Origin of the sequence: Pseudomonas sp. FYR_2 (assembly GCF_043106425.1) — a bacterium.
GTDB classification, from domain to species: Bacteria; Pseudomonadota; Gammaproteobacteria; order Pseudomonadales; family Pseudomonadaceae; genus Aquipseudomonas; species Aquipseudomonas monteilii.
The window spans coordinates 250,257-265,382 of the sequence record NZ_JBICMM010000041.1; the positions used below are offsets into that span (position 1 = coordinate 250,257).

The following is a 15,126-nucleotide window of genomic DNA, read 5'->3' on the forward strand; positions in this document are numbered from 1 at the left end:
TCTTCTGATGTGGGCGTTATTTCGGGTCTTCGAAATGGCCGGCGCCGGCGAAGTTGCCGCCGTGGTAGCGTGCAGCCGGTTCATTCGGGTGCAGTGGCGGGTGCTCGGCCAGGACCTTGTCGCGGTAGTCGTCGGCGCTGTCCTTGGGTACGTAGCCGATCGACGAAGCCAGCCGGTTGTCCCACAGGCTTTCACGGTTGGCCGACATGCCGTAGACGATCATGTGCCCCACCCGTGGCGCCAACAACGAGCGCTCGGTGAGCTGGGCAAAGTCGTCGAACGACAGCCAGGTGGCGAGCATGCGCCGGTCCAGCGGCTCGGGGAACGACGACCCAATGCGCAGGTTGACCGACTCGATGGCGAACTTGTCCCAGTAGTAGCGGCCCAGGTCTTCGGCAAAGCACTTGCTGACGCCATACAGGCTGTCGGGGCGATGCGCGGCGGTGGCATCGATGGTCTCGGTACGGTCATAGAAGCCGATGGCGTGATTGGAGCTGGTGTACACCACACGCTTCACACCGTTGCGCCGCGCCGCTTCATAGATGTTGTAGGTGCCGACAATGTTGCCGTTGAGGATCTTCTCGAAGGTGTCCTCCACCGGCACGCCACCAGCATGCACGATGGCATCGACGCCTTCGGTCAGCGGCAGCACATCGTTGAAATTGGCCAGGTCGCAGCGCACCAACTGTTCATGGGGCGCGGCCTGGCCCATGTCGGCGATGTCGGTCAGGCGCAGCTCATCGGCGAAGGCGGCCAGGTGCTTGCGCAGCACGCTGCCCAGGCGCCCGGCGGCGCCGGTGATCAGCAGGCGTTTGAAAGGCTTGCTCATGTGTTACCTCGATTGCTTGATGGGCTCAGGACAGCGCCGCGAACGCGTCGCGCAACTGCCCCAGGGCTTGTTCCAGTTCCTGCCGCGACGTGGCGAACGACAGACGAATGTAGGGCTCCAGGCCAAACGCCGAACCCGGCACGGTCGCGACTTTGCCGACACGCAGCAGGTAGGTCGACAGGTCGGCATCGTTGCCAATGACCTGGCCATCCGGGGTGCGCTTGCCGATGAAGGCACTGACCTCAGGGAACGCATAGAACGCGCCCTGCGGCATCTGCAGCTGCAAGCCCGGCATCTGCGCCAAGCCTTGCACCACCAGCGCGCCGCGCGCCTTGTATTCACGGTTGGCCTCTCGCACGAAGTCCTGCGGCCCGTTCAGCGCCGCCACGGCGGCCAGCTGCGAAATGCTCGACGGGCATGTGGTGGTTTGTGACTGGGTCTTGTTCATGGCCACGACCAGGTCTTTCGGCCCGGCGGCGTAACCCAGGCGGTAGCCGGTCATGGCATAGGCCTTGGACACGCCGTTGATCAGCAAGGTGCGCTCGCGCAGTTGCGGGCAAGCAGTGACGAACGACACGAACGGCTCATCGCCCAGCACGATGTGCTCGTAGATTTCGTCGGAGATGATCAGCACGTTCGGGTGGCGCTCCAATACCTGGCCCAACGCCGCGAACTCTTCACGGGTGAAGATCGCCCCGCTCGGGTTGTTCGGCGAGTTGAGCATCACCCAGCGCGTGCGCGGGGTAATGGCCGCGTCCAGCTGCTCGGGCGTGAGCTTGAACCGCTGCTCGGCGCCGCAAGGGATGACCTTGGGCACACCACCGTTGAGCATGGCCATGTCGGTGTACGACACCCAGTACGGCGCCGGGGTGATGACCTCGTCGCCCGGTTCGAGCGTGGCCAGAAAGGCGTTGAACAACAGCTGCTTGGCACCGTTGCCTACGCAGATTTCGTCCAGGCCATAGACCAGATCGTTTTCCCGGGCAAACTTGTCGACGATGGCCTGGCGCAACACCTCCAGGCCATTGGGCCCGGTGTAGTGGTTGTTGCCCGCCAGCATGGCCTGATAGGCCGCCTCGATCACGTGGGCCGGCACGTTGTAGTCTGGCTCACCGAGTGCCAGGTTGATGACCGGTTCGCCCTTGGCCAGCATCTGCTTGGCCAGTACCGACACGGCCATGCTTGGCGAGCTTTTTACCGCGCGCACGCGGCTGCTTTGCACGTCCATCGTCTAGCGCTCCTGAGCGGCGTCAAAGCCGTAGTCGATACGTGCCTGTTCGGCGCTGATGTAACCCGCACGCACATCGCGCTCAACCTGCTTGCGGTCGCGCTGGCGCGGGTCGCCATAACCACCGCCACCGGGCAGGCGCAGCACCAGGCGGCGCTCAGCGGGTACGAATTGCTGGCCTTTGCCGCGCAGCAAGCTGCCGTCATCCAGGCCAACGAAACCTTGGGCGCCCTCCTGGCCGCCCTCCAGGCCGCGTGCCGGGTACTGGATACGGTCGAACATGGCACTGAAGCGGAAGCTGTAGCCTTCGGCCGCCGAGACTTCGATTTCCTGGCCCAGGCCACCGCGCAACTGTCCGGCACCGCCAGAGCCTTCGCGCAGTTCCTTGCGCCAGACCACTACCGGGCCGGCATGCTCGGTGGCTTCCACCGGCATGGTGTGCACGCCGCTGGGGAACGCCGTGGCGCTCAGGCCATCCATCGCCGAGCGGGCACCCATGCCGCCGCTGTTGAACATCAGCATCTCGGCGTTGCGGCCGTTGGGGTTGCTCTCCAGCGGGCGCACGCTCAGGTGCAGGTTCCACAGGGCGCTGGCACCCTCGGCCGGCACTTTGCCTGGCAGGCACTTGTGCAGCGCGCCGAGCACCAGGTCGGGTACGAAATGGCCCAGCACATGGCGCACCGATACCGGCGCCGGGTGCTTGGCATTGAGGATGCAGCCTTCGGGCGCGGTGACGTCGAACGGCGCCAGCGAAGCGGTGTTGTTCGGGATTTCCGGCGCGACGATGCACTTGAGGCCATAGCAGGCATAAGCCTTGGCGTAGCCCAGCGGCACGTTGATGCCGAACTGGCTCATGCCCGAGGTGCCGGTAAAGTCGCTCTTGATACCATCGGGGCCAACCGTGATGGTCACCGCCAGGGTTACCGGCACATCGTAGCCGTCGAGGGTCATGCTGTTGCTGAAGGTGCCGTGGGGGAGCGACTTGAAGCATTCCAGGGTAGCGCGACGGCTGTGTTCGAGGATGAACCCGCCAATGTGCTCCAGGTCGTCCAGCTTGAACTCTTCGAGCATGTCCAGCAGGCGCTTGTGGCCGGTTTCGTTGCACGCCGACAGCGCATAGAAGTCGCCCACTACCCGGTCGCTCTCACGCACGTTGTTGCGCAGGATGTTGATCAGGTCGCGGTTGACCTTGCCGCGCTCGAACAACTTCATGATCGGGATGAACAAGCCTTCTTCGTACACTTCGCGGGCATCGGGGCCGAAGCCCCGGCCACCGATATCGACCACGTGCGCAGTACTGGCGAAATAGCCGATCAGCTTGCCCTTGTAGAAGGACGGCGAAAGGATGGTGATGTCGTGCAGGTGGCCAGTGCCCTTCCACGGGTCGTTGGTCACGTAGACATCGCCTTCGAAAATGTTGTCCTCGCCGATGTCATTGATGAAGTGCACCACCGCCTCGGCCATGGTGTTCACATGGCCAGGGGTGCCAGTGACGGCCTGGGCCAGCATGTTGCCGGCTCGGTCGAACACCCCGGCGGACAGGTCGCCGGCTTCGCGCACACTGGTGGAGAAGGCAGTACGGATCAGGGTCAGGGCCTGCTCTTCGACCACCGAGACCAGGCGGTTCCACATCACCTGCATTTGAATGTCGATCAACGTATCGCTCATGGTTCTGGCTTCCGAATTCAGGCGTTAGCGGCGCACGACCAGCAGGCAGCCGTCTGGCTGGACCGTGGCGGTGAAGTTGGAGGTGACGAAGGTCGAGGTTTCGCGCTCGACGATGATCGCCGGGCCGTCGACACGGGCACCGACTTGCAGCTCTTCGCGCGGGTGGATGCCGGCTTCGACAAAACCACCGGCGGCCACGTCGAACACCTGGCGGCGGGAAATCTCATGGGCGCGGTAGGCGGCGCCCACCTCTTCAACCTGCGTGACAGGTGGCAGGGGCGAACTGGCCTTGACCGACCAGCTGACGATCTCGATGTCCGGCCCTTCGATGGGGCGGCCAAAGAAGCGGGTGTAGGCTTCTTCGAAACGGGCTTTGAACGCTAGCGTGTCGGCAGCGCTGAAGGCTTTGAATGGCAAGGCAACCGGGATTTCCCAGCCTTGGCCCACGTAGCGCATGAACGCCGTGCAGTCCATTTCCGGCTCACCGATCGGCATGCCCTGGCGCAGAAAGCCCAGCGATTCGGCTTTCATCTCGTCGATCAGATCATTGACCTGCGCGGCCTCGAACTCGGACAAGCGTACGAACGCACTGCGTACGGCCTCGTAGCCGAATGGCGCACGCAGGAAGCCGATCGCCGAACCCACGCCGGCACCCGCCGGGACGATGAAGCGTGCCACACCCATTTTCTCGCACAGCCGTGCAGCGTGCAGCGGGCCGCCACCGCCAAAGGTGATCATGGTGTAGTCGGCAATGTCCTTGCCGCTTTCCACCGCATGCACACGGCCGGCGTTGGCCATGTTCTCGTCAACCACTTCGCACACGCCAAACGCTGCGGTGTCGGCCTGCATGCCCAACGGCTGGCCGATGACCCGGGCCATGGCGTTGGCCGCGTTGTCGGTGGACAAACGCAGCGCGCCACCGGCGAAGTTGTCTGCATCCAGGCGGCCGAGCAGCAGGTTGGCGTCGGTGATGGTCGGCTCCAGGCCCCCACGGCCGTAACAGGCAGGGCCAGGCTCGGAGGCCGCGCTGTGCGGGCCCACGCGAATCTGGCGCATGCTGTCGATGCTGGCGATGGAGCCGCCGCCAGCACCGATTTCGACCATTTCCACCACCGGGATTGAAATCGGCATGCCGCTGCCCTTCTTGAAGCGGTAGGTGCGGGCAACCTCGAAGGTTTTCGCGGTTTTCGGTACTTGGTGTTCGATCAGGCAGATTTTCGCCGTGGTGCCCCCCATGTCGAACGACAGCACGTTCTCCAGCTGGTAGCGGCGGGCGATGTCGGCCGCAAAGATGGCGCCACCGGCCGGGCCGGACTCCACCAGACGGACCGGGAACTCAGCGGCGCTTTGCACCGAGATGATGCCGCCGCCGGAGTGGATCATGAATACCGGGCAATGGGCGCCTTCCTGCTTGAGGGTCACCACCAGGCGGTCCAGGTAAGACTTGATCAGCGGCTTGACGTAAGCGTTGGCACACACGGTATTGAAGCGCTCGAACTCGCGCATCTGCGGCGAGACTTCGCTGGAAATGGAAATCGACAACTGCGGCAGTCGCGCCTGCAGGGCATCGCGCAACTGGCGTTCGTGGGCACCGTTGACGTAGCTGTGAATGAAGCCGATGGCAACGCTTTCGTAGTTGCCTTCGGCAATGCGCTCGACCAGGGCATCGACCTCGGCCTGCGCAGGAGCGATCAGCACCTGGCCTTTGACATTCAGGCGCTCACGCAAGGTGTAGCGGTGTTCACGATCGATCAGTGGCGGCGGCAGGGCGATGTTGATGTCGTATTGCTCGAAACGGTTTTCGGTGCGCATTTCCAGTGTGTCCCGGAAGCCTTCGGTGGTGATGAAGGCGGTGCGCGCGCCACGGCGCTCGATCAGGGCGTTGGTGGCCAGGGTGGTGCCGTGGATCAACTGGTCGATGTCCGACAAGGCCAAGCCCGCCTGCTCCACCACCTGGCGCACGCCGGTGAGGATGGCCCGTTCAGGCAACTCGTAGTCGGTCAGGATCTTGGTCGAATGCAGCACGCCGTTCACGTCCAGCGCGATATCGGTGAAGGTGCCGCCTATGTCCACGCCGACCCGGCATGATGTCGCAGTCATCGTCATATCCCCTGCAATGCTTTGTAGTTGTCTCGACCGGTTGGGGCGGTCTTCATGTAAGTTATATGTTGTCTTACAGGTGGTCAAGCACCTATTTGCTCAAATCTGCATTGCCTGCGCTGGCCTCTTAGCGGGCACAGGCAACACAACTGCCAGATCAACCCGCCGTCTTGACCATCCGCCCGCCACCCACCGCCTGCGCTGTGGGGAACACTTCTAACCGCGACACATCCACTTGCCGCGGCATCTTCAGCGCCGCTAGCAACAGCTGGGCGATATCTACCGGCTGGATCGATTCATAACCGTCATACAGCTCACTGCCTGCCGCCTGCAAGCCCATGGCAGTCTTGTACAGCTGGGTCTGCACCCGGCCCGGGGCTATCTCGGTCACCCGAACGCCGCTGCCCAACAGGTCACAGCGCAAGGCATCGCAGAACAGGCTAACCCCGGCCTTGGACGCACCGTACACCGCTGCGCCCGGGTGCGGCGCTCGGCCAGCACTGGAACCTATGAAGAACAGGTGCCCCCTGCCCCGCCCGACCATGCCTGGCAGCACCTGGCGCGCCAGGTGCAACGGCGCCTTGAGGTTGATGTCGAGCATGTTGTCGATTTCGGCTTCGTCGATGTCCTGGAATGCCGCCCGGGTGGACAGAATGCCCGCGTTGTTGACCAGCACATCCACCGCTTGCCCTTCCAGCGTGGCAGCCAGCGAACGGTAATCACGCACATCCGCCTGCAAGGTGGTCACACCCGGCTCGCAAGCCAGCTCGGCCAACGCCTCAGGGCTGCGGCCCACGGCAATCACTTGCAGGCCGGCATCACGCAGCGCCAGTACGATGGCCTTGCCGATACCGCTGGTAGCCCCGGTCACCAGCGCGCGCTGATAGCCCTCGGGGAATGCGACTTCAGGCATAGATGTAACCCCCGCTGACAATCACGTTTTCACCGGTGGCATAGCTGTTGCGGCTGCTGCCCATCATCACGATCCACTCGGCGATTTCTGCCGGTTCCGCAGCACGGCCCAGCGGGTTGGCTGCCGCCAGCTCGCCGAGGAAGCCCAGCTGTTTGGCGCGCTCGGTGGCAAAACCGGCCGGGGCTACCGAGTTGACCAGGATCTGGTCCTTGGCACAGGCCTGGGCGAACGACTTGGTCAGGCTTACCACCGCAGCCTTGGTGGCGGCATAGTGGGCGTTTTGCGGGTGGGCCTTGAAGGCGTCCACCGACGTCACGTTGACAATACGCCCGGTCACCGCCGGGGCCGCCACGTACTGCTGCATGTGGCGCACCGCGGCGACCATCATGTGGTAGGTGCCCTTGATGTTGACGGCGTTCTCCAGGTCCCACTCGTCGTCAGTGATCTCGAAGATGTCCTTGCGCGGATAGATGGCCGCACTGTTGACCAGGCAATGTACCCGCCCCAAGCCTTCGACGATCTGGGCGAAGGCCGCATGGGCGGTGTCCTTGCGGGCAATGTCGCCTACTGCGATTGCCACTTCTACACCCTGCCCGCGCAGTTCTTCTGCAGCGTGTACCAGCAATTGCTCGTTGCGGTCGATCAGGCCGATTTTGCCGGCACCACGTTTTACCATCAGCCGGGCTGTTTCCAGGCCCAGCCCCGAGGCACCACCTACAATCACCACCGTTTGATTTTCCACAAAACACCTCCGCGATTGAGTCTTTACGTAAGATGCCTGTTGTCTTACATTTGGTCAAACATCAATTCGCCGACAGGTGCTTGCATGCCCGCTTCCAGCTTCTCGCCCGTCCCCACCCCGCACGCTCGGGACCGCTTGCTGGATGCGGCCAGCGCCTTGTTTGCCAGCCATGGCTACCAGGCCATCGGCCTGCGTGACCTGGCCAGCCACCTGGGCCTGCGCGCCGGCTCGCTGTACCACCACATCGAGAGCAAACAGGCGCTGCTGTTCGAGCTGATCGAGTCGAGCCTGACCGACCTGCTGTATGAAACCCGACAATGCCTCAAAGGTGCCCGTACCACCCGTGAACGCTTGCCGTGCTTTGTGCAGGCCTTCGTGACGTATAGCCAGGCCAACCCCGACAAACTGGTGTTGCTGACGCGGGAAGCCATGAACCTGAACACAGAGCAACTGTTGCAAATCGAACAGTTGAAACTGCAATACAGCGGGCTGCTTAGTGACATTGTCGCCGCAGAATGCGGGCTGCCGGCACGCCGAGCGCGGTCGATTGCCCATGCCGTGCTGGGTTTGCTGTGCGGGCAGGCGCAATGGGGAAGCGTGACCACCGCGAGGGATCAACTGGTGACGTTCGTACAGGGCATTGTCGGTACCGGCAAGACCGCGGCCTATCGATAAAAAATGCATAACAATATGAATTCTTATTCTTTTTTTAATAAAAGATAATCCTCTATAACTCTCTCCACTGCACAGCCGCCAACACCTGGCCAACTGTTCGCAGCGCAACACCCAATCAACACGAAACGCCCGCCCGGCAACAGCGACGCAAACCTGCTAACGCGATAACGTGTTGATTTAGAAGAACATTAGAACCCGGCACGACGATTGCTCAAGCAAAGTCCCCCGCTCAACCCGAACCGGAGACCTGCCCATGAGCACCCCACTGAACGTCGTAGCCCTGTCCGGCGGCACTTCCCGCCCGTCACGCACCCTGGCCCTGACCGAGGCGATCCTCGCCGAACTGGCCGAGCACCTGCACATCAAGCCGCACCTGATCGAACTGGGCGACATCGCCCGCCCACTGGGCAGCGCCCTGTGGCGCAGCGAACTGCCCGACACCGTCGAGCAGCAACTGCGCCTGGTGGAAAAGGCCGACCTGCTGGTCGTGACCACCCCCGTGTACCGCGGCAGCTTTACCGGCCACTTCAAGCACCTGTTCGACCTGATCGGCCAGGACGCTCTGGTCGACACCCCGGTTCTGCTCGCCGCCACCGGCGGCAGCGAGCGCCATGCGCTGGTGCTCGACCACCAGTTGCGCCCGCTGTTCAGCTTCCTGCAAGCCCTGACCCTGCCCATCGGCGTGTTCGCCAGCCAGGCAGAACTGGCCGACTACCGCGTGTCCAGCGATGCCCTCGCCGCCCGTATCCGCCTGGCTGCAGAGCGTGCCGTGCCGCTGTTCGGCGCCCACCACGCACTGCGTAAAAGCGCCTGAGGAGCGGCCATGAATGCACCTGTGAATACCCCGCTGCGCCCGGCCTTGGCGATTGCCCGCGAACTGGCCGGGCAGTTTGCCCAGACCGCCGTCGAACGCGACGAGCGCGGCGGCACGCCGAAAGCCGAGCGCGATGCCCTGCGTGACAGCGGCCTGCTGTCGCTGGTGATCCCGCAGGTCTTCGGTGGCCAGGGCGCCAACTGGCACGACACGTTCGCGGTGGTGCGCGAGTTCGCGCGGGTCGACAGCTCCATTGCCCATGTGTTCGGCTTTCACCACCTGATGCTGGCTACCGTGCGCCTGTTCTCACGCCCCGACCAATGGCAGCCCTGGTTCGAACAGACCGCCCGCAAACAGTGGTTCTGGGGCAATGCCCTGAACCCGCTGGACACCCGCACCGTGGTCAAGCACCTCGATGGCTGGTGCGAGTTCTCGGGCAAGAAAAGCTTCTGCTCCGGTGCCAGCGACTCGGAAATGCTCATCGCCTCGGCTGTGGACGAACGTGCCGGCGGCAAGCTGCTGATTGCCGCCATCCCCAGTGGCCGCACCGGCATCAGCCTGCACAGCGACTGGAACAACATCGGTCAACGCCAGACCGACAGCGGCAGCGCCACGTTCGAGCGGGTACGGGTAGAGCACAACGAACTGCTGCTTGAACCAGGCCCGCTGAGCACTCCGTTCGCCGCCCTGCGCCCGCTGATTGCCCAGCTGCACTTCGCCAACCTGTTCCTCGGCATTGCCGAAGGCGCCTTCGAAGAAGCCCGCCAGTACACCCTCAAGGAAAGCCGGCCGTGGTTCCGCTCCAGCGCCGCCAGCACTGCCGAAGACCCTTACGTGCTGCGCCATTACGGCGAGTTCTGGGTTGGCCTTGAAAGCGTGCGTCTGCTGATCGAACGGGCCGCACGCCAGCTGGATGCCGCCTGGGCCAAGGAACATGCCCTCACGGCGGAAGAGCGCGGCGACCTGGCCCTGGCCATCGGCACCGCCAAGGTCGCCGCCAGCCGCCACGGCCTGGACATCTGCAACCGCCTGTTCGAAGTCACCGGCGCGCGCGCCACCCATGCCGCGCTGCGCTTCGACCGCCATTGGCGCAACCTTCGCACACAAACCCTGCACGATCCGGTGGACTACCGCATCCACGAACTCGGCGAGTGGGCCCTCAACGACAAGCGCCCTGCCCCATCCTTCTATTCCTGAGGATTGCCCATGCAACTGCTGACCCTCCCCCCGTCACCGACACTGGCTACCTCGATCAGGGCGACCGCACAGGTCTTCGAAGACCCCAGATCGCAGGCGCTGCTCGCCCACTTGCAACAGGTCGCCCCCAGCGAGGCCAGCGTCCTGATCATCGGCGAAACCGGTACGGGCAAGGAGCTGGTCGCACGCCACATCCACAACCTCAGCGGCCGGCGCAACGGCCCGTTCGTCGCAGTCAACTGTGGGGCGTTCTCCGAGTCGCTGGTGGAGGCGGAACTGTTCGGCCATGAAAAAGGCGCCTTCACCGGCGCCCTGGCGGCCAAGGCCGGCTGGTTCGAGGAAGCCAATGGCGGCACGCTGTTCCTCGACGAAATCGGCGACCTGCCCCTGCCGATCCAGGTCAAGCTGCTGCGCGTGCTGCAAGAGCGCGAGGTCGTACGGCTTGGGTCGCGCAAGAGCATCCCAATCAACGTGCGGGTACTGGCTGCGACCAACGTGCAGCTGGAAAAGGCCATCAACGCCGGGCATTTCCGTGAAGATCTGTACTATCGCCTGAACGTGGTGACCTTGCAGTTGCACCCGCTGCGCGACCGCCCGGGTGACATCCTGCCGCTGGCCCGGCACTTCATCCGCAGCTACAGCGACCGGCTGGGGTACGGACCGGTAGAGCTGAGCGCCAAGGCCCAGGCCAAGCTGGTGGAGTACAGTTGGCCGGGCAACATCCGCGAGTTGGAGAACGTGATTCATCACAGTTTGCTCACCTGCGGCGACGGCACGGTGCAGGCGCAGGACCTGCGCCTGTCCAACTTGCGCATCGAGCGACAAGAGGAAGAACCGGCTGGCAATGGTGTGGACGATTTGTTGCAGCGGGCGTTCAGCCGGCTGTACGAGGAGCAGCCGGGCGACCTGTACGAAAAGGTGGAAAATGCCCTGCTGCGCTCGGCCTATCGGTTCTGCCATTACAACCAAGTGCATACCGCGCAGTTACTGGGGTTGTCACGAAACATCACGCGCACGCGCCTGATTGCGATTGGTGAGCTGGTTGTGAACAAGCGGCGGGGGCAGGAACAGCAGGTGCTGGATAATCGGGTGGTGCGGTTGTCGATCTGAATCTAGCAGTGCCTGCGCTGGCCTCTTCGCGGCAAATGCCGCTCCTACAGGTACTGCACAAGACCCAAGCGTTGTGAAGCCCCTGTGGGAGCGGCTTTAGCCGCGAAAGCGTCAGGATGCCGTACGCGGCATCAGCTCATACGGATGCTTCCACCCCGGCAGCGCCTGGATCCGCGCCTTCCAAGCCTCGATATGGGTGAACTCTGCCAGCGGGATCCCGGTATCTTCAGGCATGAACACATACCCCGCCAACGACAGGTCAGCAATGGTCAGCCGGCCGCCAACCATGAACGGCGTCTTCGCCAGGTGCGCGTCGACAATGCGGTAAGCCGCCGTGGCACGCTCACGCAGGAACCGCGTCACGTCCGTTTCCCCGGTTTTCTTCAGGCAAAACAGAAAGCGCAGCGCGGCGTAGTAGCTGGTGAACTTGTGGTTGTCGAACAGCATCCAGCGCCAGATCTCGCGTTTTTCGTCTTCATCACGCGGGCCGAACTGGCCGGTCTGTTCGGCAAGGTATTCCAGGATCAGTGCCGACTGGGTGAAGGTTTTGCCCGCGTGCTCTAGCACCGGCACCTCACCCTGCTCGTTCACCTCATCGCGCCAACTTTGCTCACGGGTCTGGCCGTTGAAGAAATCGACGAACACCGGCTGCCAGGCTTGGCCAGTGAGTTCAAGCATGAGCGCGGCTTTGTAGGCGTTGCCGGATTCGGCGAAGCAATGCAGTGTGTAGACGGACATGGCGGGACCTTCAGTTTCCATTGAATGATCGTGTCGGGCCCTTCGCGGGCAAACCCGCACCTACAGGCGACGCTATACCTGTGGGAGCGGGCTTGCCCGCGAAGAGGCCCTGGAGCCGAGCAAATCACGCCCGGCCCAACGCGGTCAACCCATGCCCTCAGGCAATCTGGAACCCATGCGCCAACGGATCACGATCATCCACGATAATCGTGTTATACCCGATCACCCGCGCCCATCCCGCCACGCTTGGCCTTACCGCCGGGTAATCACCCGCACGCGTCAGCGCCTCGGCCCGGCAGTTGAACGTGGTACCGGTAATGCTTTCGTGCACAAACGTCTCCCCCACCTGCAACCGCCCACGCGCCACCAGCTCGATGTGACACCGGCGCGGCTGCGTGAGGTGCATGTCCAGATTGGCTTGTTGTGACTAGGCTGTGCCGGCCCCAGCCAGAACATCCTATTACCCGTCGCTCCCGTCATAGTCTCCGCACAAACGCCAATGCCATAGTGCAGAAAACAACACGGATAAAAACCATGTACAGAAACACCTCTACCCCCGCGGACGACAACGGTTGCGGCTGGTTCCACCTCAGCCCCCCGCGCCAGCCACGCGTCGCGCACCGGGGGCGGAGCGAGGCGCGCTGGGTGGTGCTTGGCGCGGGCTTTACCGGCCTTGCCGCCGCACGGCAACTGGCCCTGCACCACCCGGACGACGAGGTGATCCTGGTAGAGGCCCAGGAAGTCGGCTTCGGTGCCTCCGGGCGCAACTCCGGCTTTGCCATCGACCTGCCCCACGACATCGGTGCCGCCGACTACATCGGCGACCTGCCCACCGCGCGGATGAACCTCAAGCTCAACCTGCGTGCGCAGGCGATCCTTCGCGGGCTGATCACCCAGCACGGCATCGACTGCCAGATCCGCCCGGACGGCAAGTACCAGGCCGCCGTCGAAGACAAAGGCCTGGCCGTGCTCGAAGCCTACCGCACCGGCCTGGAAAAGCTCGGCCAGCCCTACCAGATGATCGACGCCCGCGACCTGCCCGAGCACTTCGGCACCGGCTTCTACCGCAAGGCGCTGTACACCCCTGGCACCCAACTGCTGCAACCGGCGGCCCTGGCCAAAGGCCTGGCCGAAAGCCTGCCCGCCAATGTGACCCTGCACGAGCGCACCACCATCACCCACATCGAGCAGGGCCGGCGCATCACCCTCAAGCACAGCAACGGTGAGATCGTCGCCGACCAGTTGCTGCTGACCAACAACGCCTTCGCCTCATACTTCGGCTTCCTGGCCGGTCGCCTGCTGCCAATCTTCACCTACGCCAGCATGACTCGCCCGCTGACCGAAGACGAACAGGCCCGCCTGGGCGGCAAGGCCAGTTGGGGCATCATCCCGGCCGACCCGTTCGGCAGCACCCTGCGGCGCACCCCGGACCAGCGCCTGCTAGTGCGCAACAGCTTCAGCTTCAATGCCGACGGCCGTGCCAACCCCCGCCACATCGCCCGCGCCGGGCGCCAGCATCGCGGGTCGTTCGAACGGCGCTTCCCGATGTTGTCGGGCATGCCGTTCGAATTCACCTGGGGCGGCTCGATGTGCCTGTCACGCAACCACCTATCGCACTTCGGCACCCTGGCGCCCAACGTACACGCGGCCTTGTGCTGCAATGGCCTGGGCATTACCCGTGGCACAGCCACGGGCACCCTGCTGGCTGACTGGCTGAGCGGCGAACGCGACGAGTTGATCGACTTCTTGCTCGGCAGCGAAGGCCCTAACCGCAACCCGCCTGAGCCGCTGCTCAGCGTGGGCGTGAACCTGAACCTGCACTGGGGCCAGCGCCGCGCCGGCCTGGAAAGCTGAAAAGGAGGCACCATGGATAGCCTGGGCATTCTCGGGGTGGGCGAACTCACCGAAAAAGTGGTCATAGGCCTGCGCCGCAGCGGTTTTGACGGCCCCATCCTGCTCTCACCGCGCAATGCTCAACGGGCCGCCGTGCTTGCCCGTGACCACGGTTGCCAGGTGCTGGCCAGCAACCAGGCGGTAGTCGACCAGGCAGAACTGCTGATACTTGGCGTACGCCCGCATTCGCTTGCCGAACTGGCCGATGAGGTACAACTGCGCCCCGGCCAGCGCCTGGTTTCGCTGGCTGCCGGGATCGGCCTTGCGCAACTGGCCAGCGCCTTCCCCGGCGCCCTTTGTGTACGTGCGATGCTGTCGTATGCGGCGCAGTACAACCAATCGACGGTTGTCGTCTGCCCGCCCGATGCGCTCACCACGCAGTACCTGGGGCCGCTGGGCAAACTGGTGGTCCTGCACGGCGAGCCTGAATTCGAACTGGCCACCGTTGCAGCCTGTATGAATGGCTGGTTCTACTTCCTGCTGCACGACTTGCAGCAGTGGCTGATGGACAAAGGCCTGCCCGCAGGCGAGGCACGTGCGCTGGTGCTAGGCAACCTGCAAGACTGCGTGGCCAGCGCCGGGCAGCAGCCGGAATACACACTCAAGGCCCTGGGCCAAGCCATTGCCACGCCGGGTACCTTTACCGCAGACGGGCTGGCGGTACTGATGCATCAGCCGGTCAGTGCCACCTGGGGTGCAGCGTGCGAAGTGGTACTGGACGGGTTGCTGACCCGCGCCGGGCTGACCGGGCGATAAGCGCCACAGGGCCGACGAGCGCATCGTCAGCCCCGCCTGCCGCTACAGCTGCCGATACACCCGCGCCGTGTCCTCCTCGAAATGCTTCAGCTCCGCCTGCCGCCGTGCCTCCGACCAGCCCAGCACCGCCGCTACCTGCCGCGACAGCTGCTCTACCCGCGCCCGCCCCAGGTCAGGGTCCAACCCACAGGGCAGGCGCCTGCGCACCACATCCACCAGCCGCACCACATGCTCGCGCCGCACCACTGCCGCGATGTCGTCACTGTCGACCCGACCGCGTTCCAGCATGCCTTCAGGCGCCTTGCCACGCTTGCCCAGCCGCGCCTCCACGGCACCGCCCCTAGAACATCCATGACAACTTGCATAAGGCCTCCGCTCACCCGGTCAGCACATTCCATGACTCGTCCGAGCCGTTATAGGGCGCCCTCACAAGCCGGTGCGATAGTGCCGGGCGCTAGTGCAG

At 63.9% G+C, this 15,126-nt stretch carries 15 protein-coding genes; 6 read left to right on the plus strand and 9 right to left on the minus strand.

Annotated features, from left to right (window positions below):
- Positions 1–16: 16 nt before the first annotated feature.
- The 6 genes from ACF8R4_RS17990 to ACF8R4_RS18015 form a co-directional block, all read right to left on the minus strand.
- Complete coding sequence (locus ACF8R4_RS17990; protein WP_060499248.1) at positions 17–829, minus strand: NAD(P)-dependent oxidoreductase; 813 nt, start codon at positions 827–829, stop codon at positions 17–19.
- 25 nt (positions 830–854) lie between these two features.
- Positions 855–2,057: a pyridoxal phosphate-dependent aminotransferase gene (locus ACF8R4_RS17995; RefSeq protein ID WP_104835051.1), complete on the minus strand. Its 1,203-nt coding sequence runs from the start codon at positions 2,055–2,057 to the stop codon at positions 855–857.
- A gap of 3 nt (positions 2,058–2,060) precedes the next feature.
- Positions 2,061–3,725 (minus strand): hydantoinase B/oxoprolinase family protein, encoded by a 1,665-nt coding sequence (locus tag ACF8R4_RS18000; protein ID WP_392493056.1) that lies wholly within the window; start codon positions 3,723–3,725, stop codon positions 2,061–2,063.
- A gap of 24 nt (positions 3,726–3,749) precedes the next feature.
- Entirely contained in the window at positions 3,750–5,825 is a 2,076-nt protein-coding gene (locus ACF8R4_RS18005; protein WP_200928536.1) for a hydantoinase/oxoprolinase family protein, read from the minus strand.
- Between the two features lie 157 nt (positions 5,826–5,982).
- Positions 5,983–6,738: an SDR family oxidoreductase gene (locus tag ACF8R4_RS18010; protein WP_060499252.1), complete on the minus strand. Its 756-nt coding sequence runs from the start codon at positions 6,736–6,738 to the stop codon at positions 5,983–5,985.
- Positions 6,731–7,480, minus strand: a complete 750-nt coding sequence (locus ACF8R4_RS18015) for an SDR family NAD(P)-dependent oxidoreductase (protein ID WP_060499253.1) — start codon at positions 7,478–7,480, stop codon at positions 6,731–6,733. The genes ACF8R4_RS18010 and ACF8R4_RS18015 overlap by 8 nt, the downstream gene beginning before the upstream one ends.
- 84 nt (positions 7,481–7,564) lie before the next feature.
- Between ACF8R4_RS18015 and ACF8R4_RS18020 the strand changes: the two genes are divergently transcribed.
- The 4 genes from ACF8R4_RS18020 (at position 7,565) to sfnR (ending at position 11,276) form a co-directional block, all read left to right on the plus strand.
- The gene (locus ACF8R4_RS18020; RefSeq protein ID WP_104835054.1) at positions 7,565–8,155 is read left to right on the plus strand and encodes a TetR/AcrR family transcriptional regulator; all 591 of its coding nucleotides are present in this window, start codon (positions 7,565–7,567) and stop codon (positions 8,153–8,155) included.
- 253 nt (positions 8,156–8,408) lie between these two features.
- Entirely contained in the window at positions 8,409–8,969 is a 561-nt protein-coding gene (gene msuE, locus ACF8R4_RS18025) for an FMN reductase (RefSeq protein WP_016711107.1), read from the plus strand.
- 9 nt (positions 8,970–8,978) lie between these two features.
- A complete protein-coding gene (locus ACF8R4_RS18030) occupies positions 8,979–10,166 on the plus strand; it encodes an acyl-CoA dehydrogenase family protein (RefSeq protein ID WP_392493060.1) in 1,188 nt (395 codons plus the stop codon).
- A gap of 9 nt (positions 10,167–10,175) precedes the next feature.
- Positions 10,176–11,276, plus strand: coding sequence for a sigma54-dependent transcriptional activator SfnR (sfnR, locus tag ACF8R4_RS18035; protein ID WP_060499256.1), 1,101 nt, complete (start codon positions 10,176–10,178; stop codon positions 11,274–11,276).
- A gap of 111 nt (positions 11,277–11,387) precedes the next feature.
- Here sfnR and ACF8R4_RS18040 read toward each other — a convergent pair whose 3' ends face one another.
- Positions 11,388–12,014: a glutathione S-transferase family protein gene (locus ACF8R4_RS18040; RefSeq protein WP_060499296.1), complete on the minus strand. Its 627-nt coding sequence runs from the start codon at positions 12,012–12,014 to the stop codon at positions 11,388–11,390.
- Between the two features lie 157 nt (positions 12,015–12,171).
- Complete coding sequence (locus ACF8R4_RS18045) at positions 12,172–12,420, minus strand: proline racemase family protein (RefSeq protein WP_060499257.1); 249 nt, start codon at positions 12,418–12,420, stop codon at positions 12,172–12,174.
- 128 nt (positions 12,421–12,548) lie between these two features.
- On the opposite strand from ACF8R4_RS18045, the gene ACF8R4_RS18050 reads away from it, so the two are divergent.
- Positions 12,549–13,868, plus strand: a complete 1,320-nt coding sequence (locus ACF8R4_RS18050) for an FAD-binding oxidoreductase (protein WP_060499258.1) — start codon at positions 12,549–12,551, stop codon at positions 13,866–13,868.
- Positions 13,869–13,880: 12 nt separating this feature from the next.
- Positions 13,881–14,663, plus strand: a complete 783-nt coding sequence (locus ACF8R4_RS18055) for an NAD(P)-binding domain-containing protein (protein WP_060499259.1) — start codon at positions 13,881–13,883, stop codon at positions 14,661–14,663.
- Between the two features lie 42 nt (positions 14,664–14,705).
- Here ACF8R4_RS18055 and ACF8R4_RS18060 read toward each other — a convergent pair whose 3' ends face one another.
- Complete coding sequence (locus ACF8R4_RS18060) at positions 14,706–14,993, minus strand: hypothetical protein (protein WP_060499260.1); 288 nt, start codon at positions 14,991–14,993, stop codon at positions 14,706–14,708.
- Between the last annotated feature and the right edge of the window lie 133 nt (positions 14,994–15,126).

Excerpts from the sequence above, each read along its gene's own strand:
- ACF8R4_RS18010 (WP_060499252.1), bottom strand. The coding sequence starts at position 6,738 with ATGCCTGAAGTCGCATTCCCCGAGGGCTATCAGCGCGCGCTGGTGACC.
- ACF8R4_RS18045 (WP_060499257.1), bottom strand. The coding sequence starts at position 12,420 with ATGCACCTCACGCAGCCGCGCCGGTGTCACATCGAGCTGGTGGCGCGT.
- msuE (WP_016711107.1), top strand. The coding sequence starts at position 8,409 with ATGAGCACCCCACTGAACGTCGTAGCCCTGTCCGGCGGCACTTCCCGC.
- sfnR (WP_060499256.1), top strand. The coding sequence starts at position 10,176 with ATGCAACTGCTGACCCTCCCCCCGTCACCGACACTGGCTACCTCGATC.
- ACF8R4_RS18020 (WP_104835054.1), top strand. The coding sequence starts at position 7,565 with ATGCCCGCTTCCAGCTTCTCGCCCGTCCCCACCCCGCACGCTCGGGAC.
- ACF8R4_RS18040 (WP_060499296.1), bottom strand. The coding sequence starts at position 12,014 with ATGTCCGTCTACACACTGCATTGCTTCGCCGAATCCGGCAACGCCTAC.
- ACF8R4_RS18030 (WP_392493060.1), top strand. The coding sequence starts at position 8,979 with ATGAATGCACCTGTGAATACCCCGCTGCGCCCGGCCTTGGCGATTGCC.
- ACF8R4_RS17990 (WP_060499248.1), bottom strand. The coding sequence starts at position 829 with ATGAGCAAGCCTTTCAAACGCCTGCTGATCACCGGCGCCGCCGGGCGC.
- ACF8R4_RS17995 (WP_104835051.1), bottom strand. The coding sequence starts at position 2,057 with ATGGACGTGCAAAGCAGCCGCGTGCGCGCGGTAAAAAGCTCGCCAAGC.
- ACF8R4_RS18000 (WP_392493056.1), bottom strand. The coding sequence starts at position 3,725 with ATGAGCGATACGTTGATCGACATTCAAATGCAGGTGATGTGGAACCGC.
- ACF8R4_RS18050 (WP_060499258.1), top strand. The coding sequence starts at position 12,549 with ATGTACAGAAACACCTCTACCCCCGCGGACGACAACGGTTGCGGCTGG.
- ACF8R4_RS18055 (WP_060499259.1), top strand. The coding sequence starts at position 13,881 with ATGGATAGCCTGGGCATTCTCGGGGTGGGCGAACTCACCGAAAAAGTG.
- ACF8R4_RS18005 (WP_200928536.1), bottom strand. The coding sequence starts at position 5,825 with ATGACTGCGACATCATGCCGGGTCGGCGTGGACATAGGCGGCACCTTC.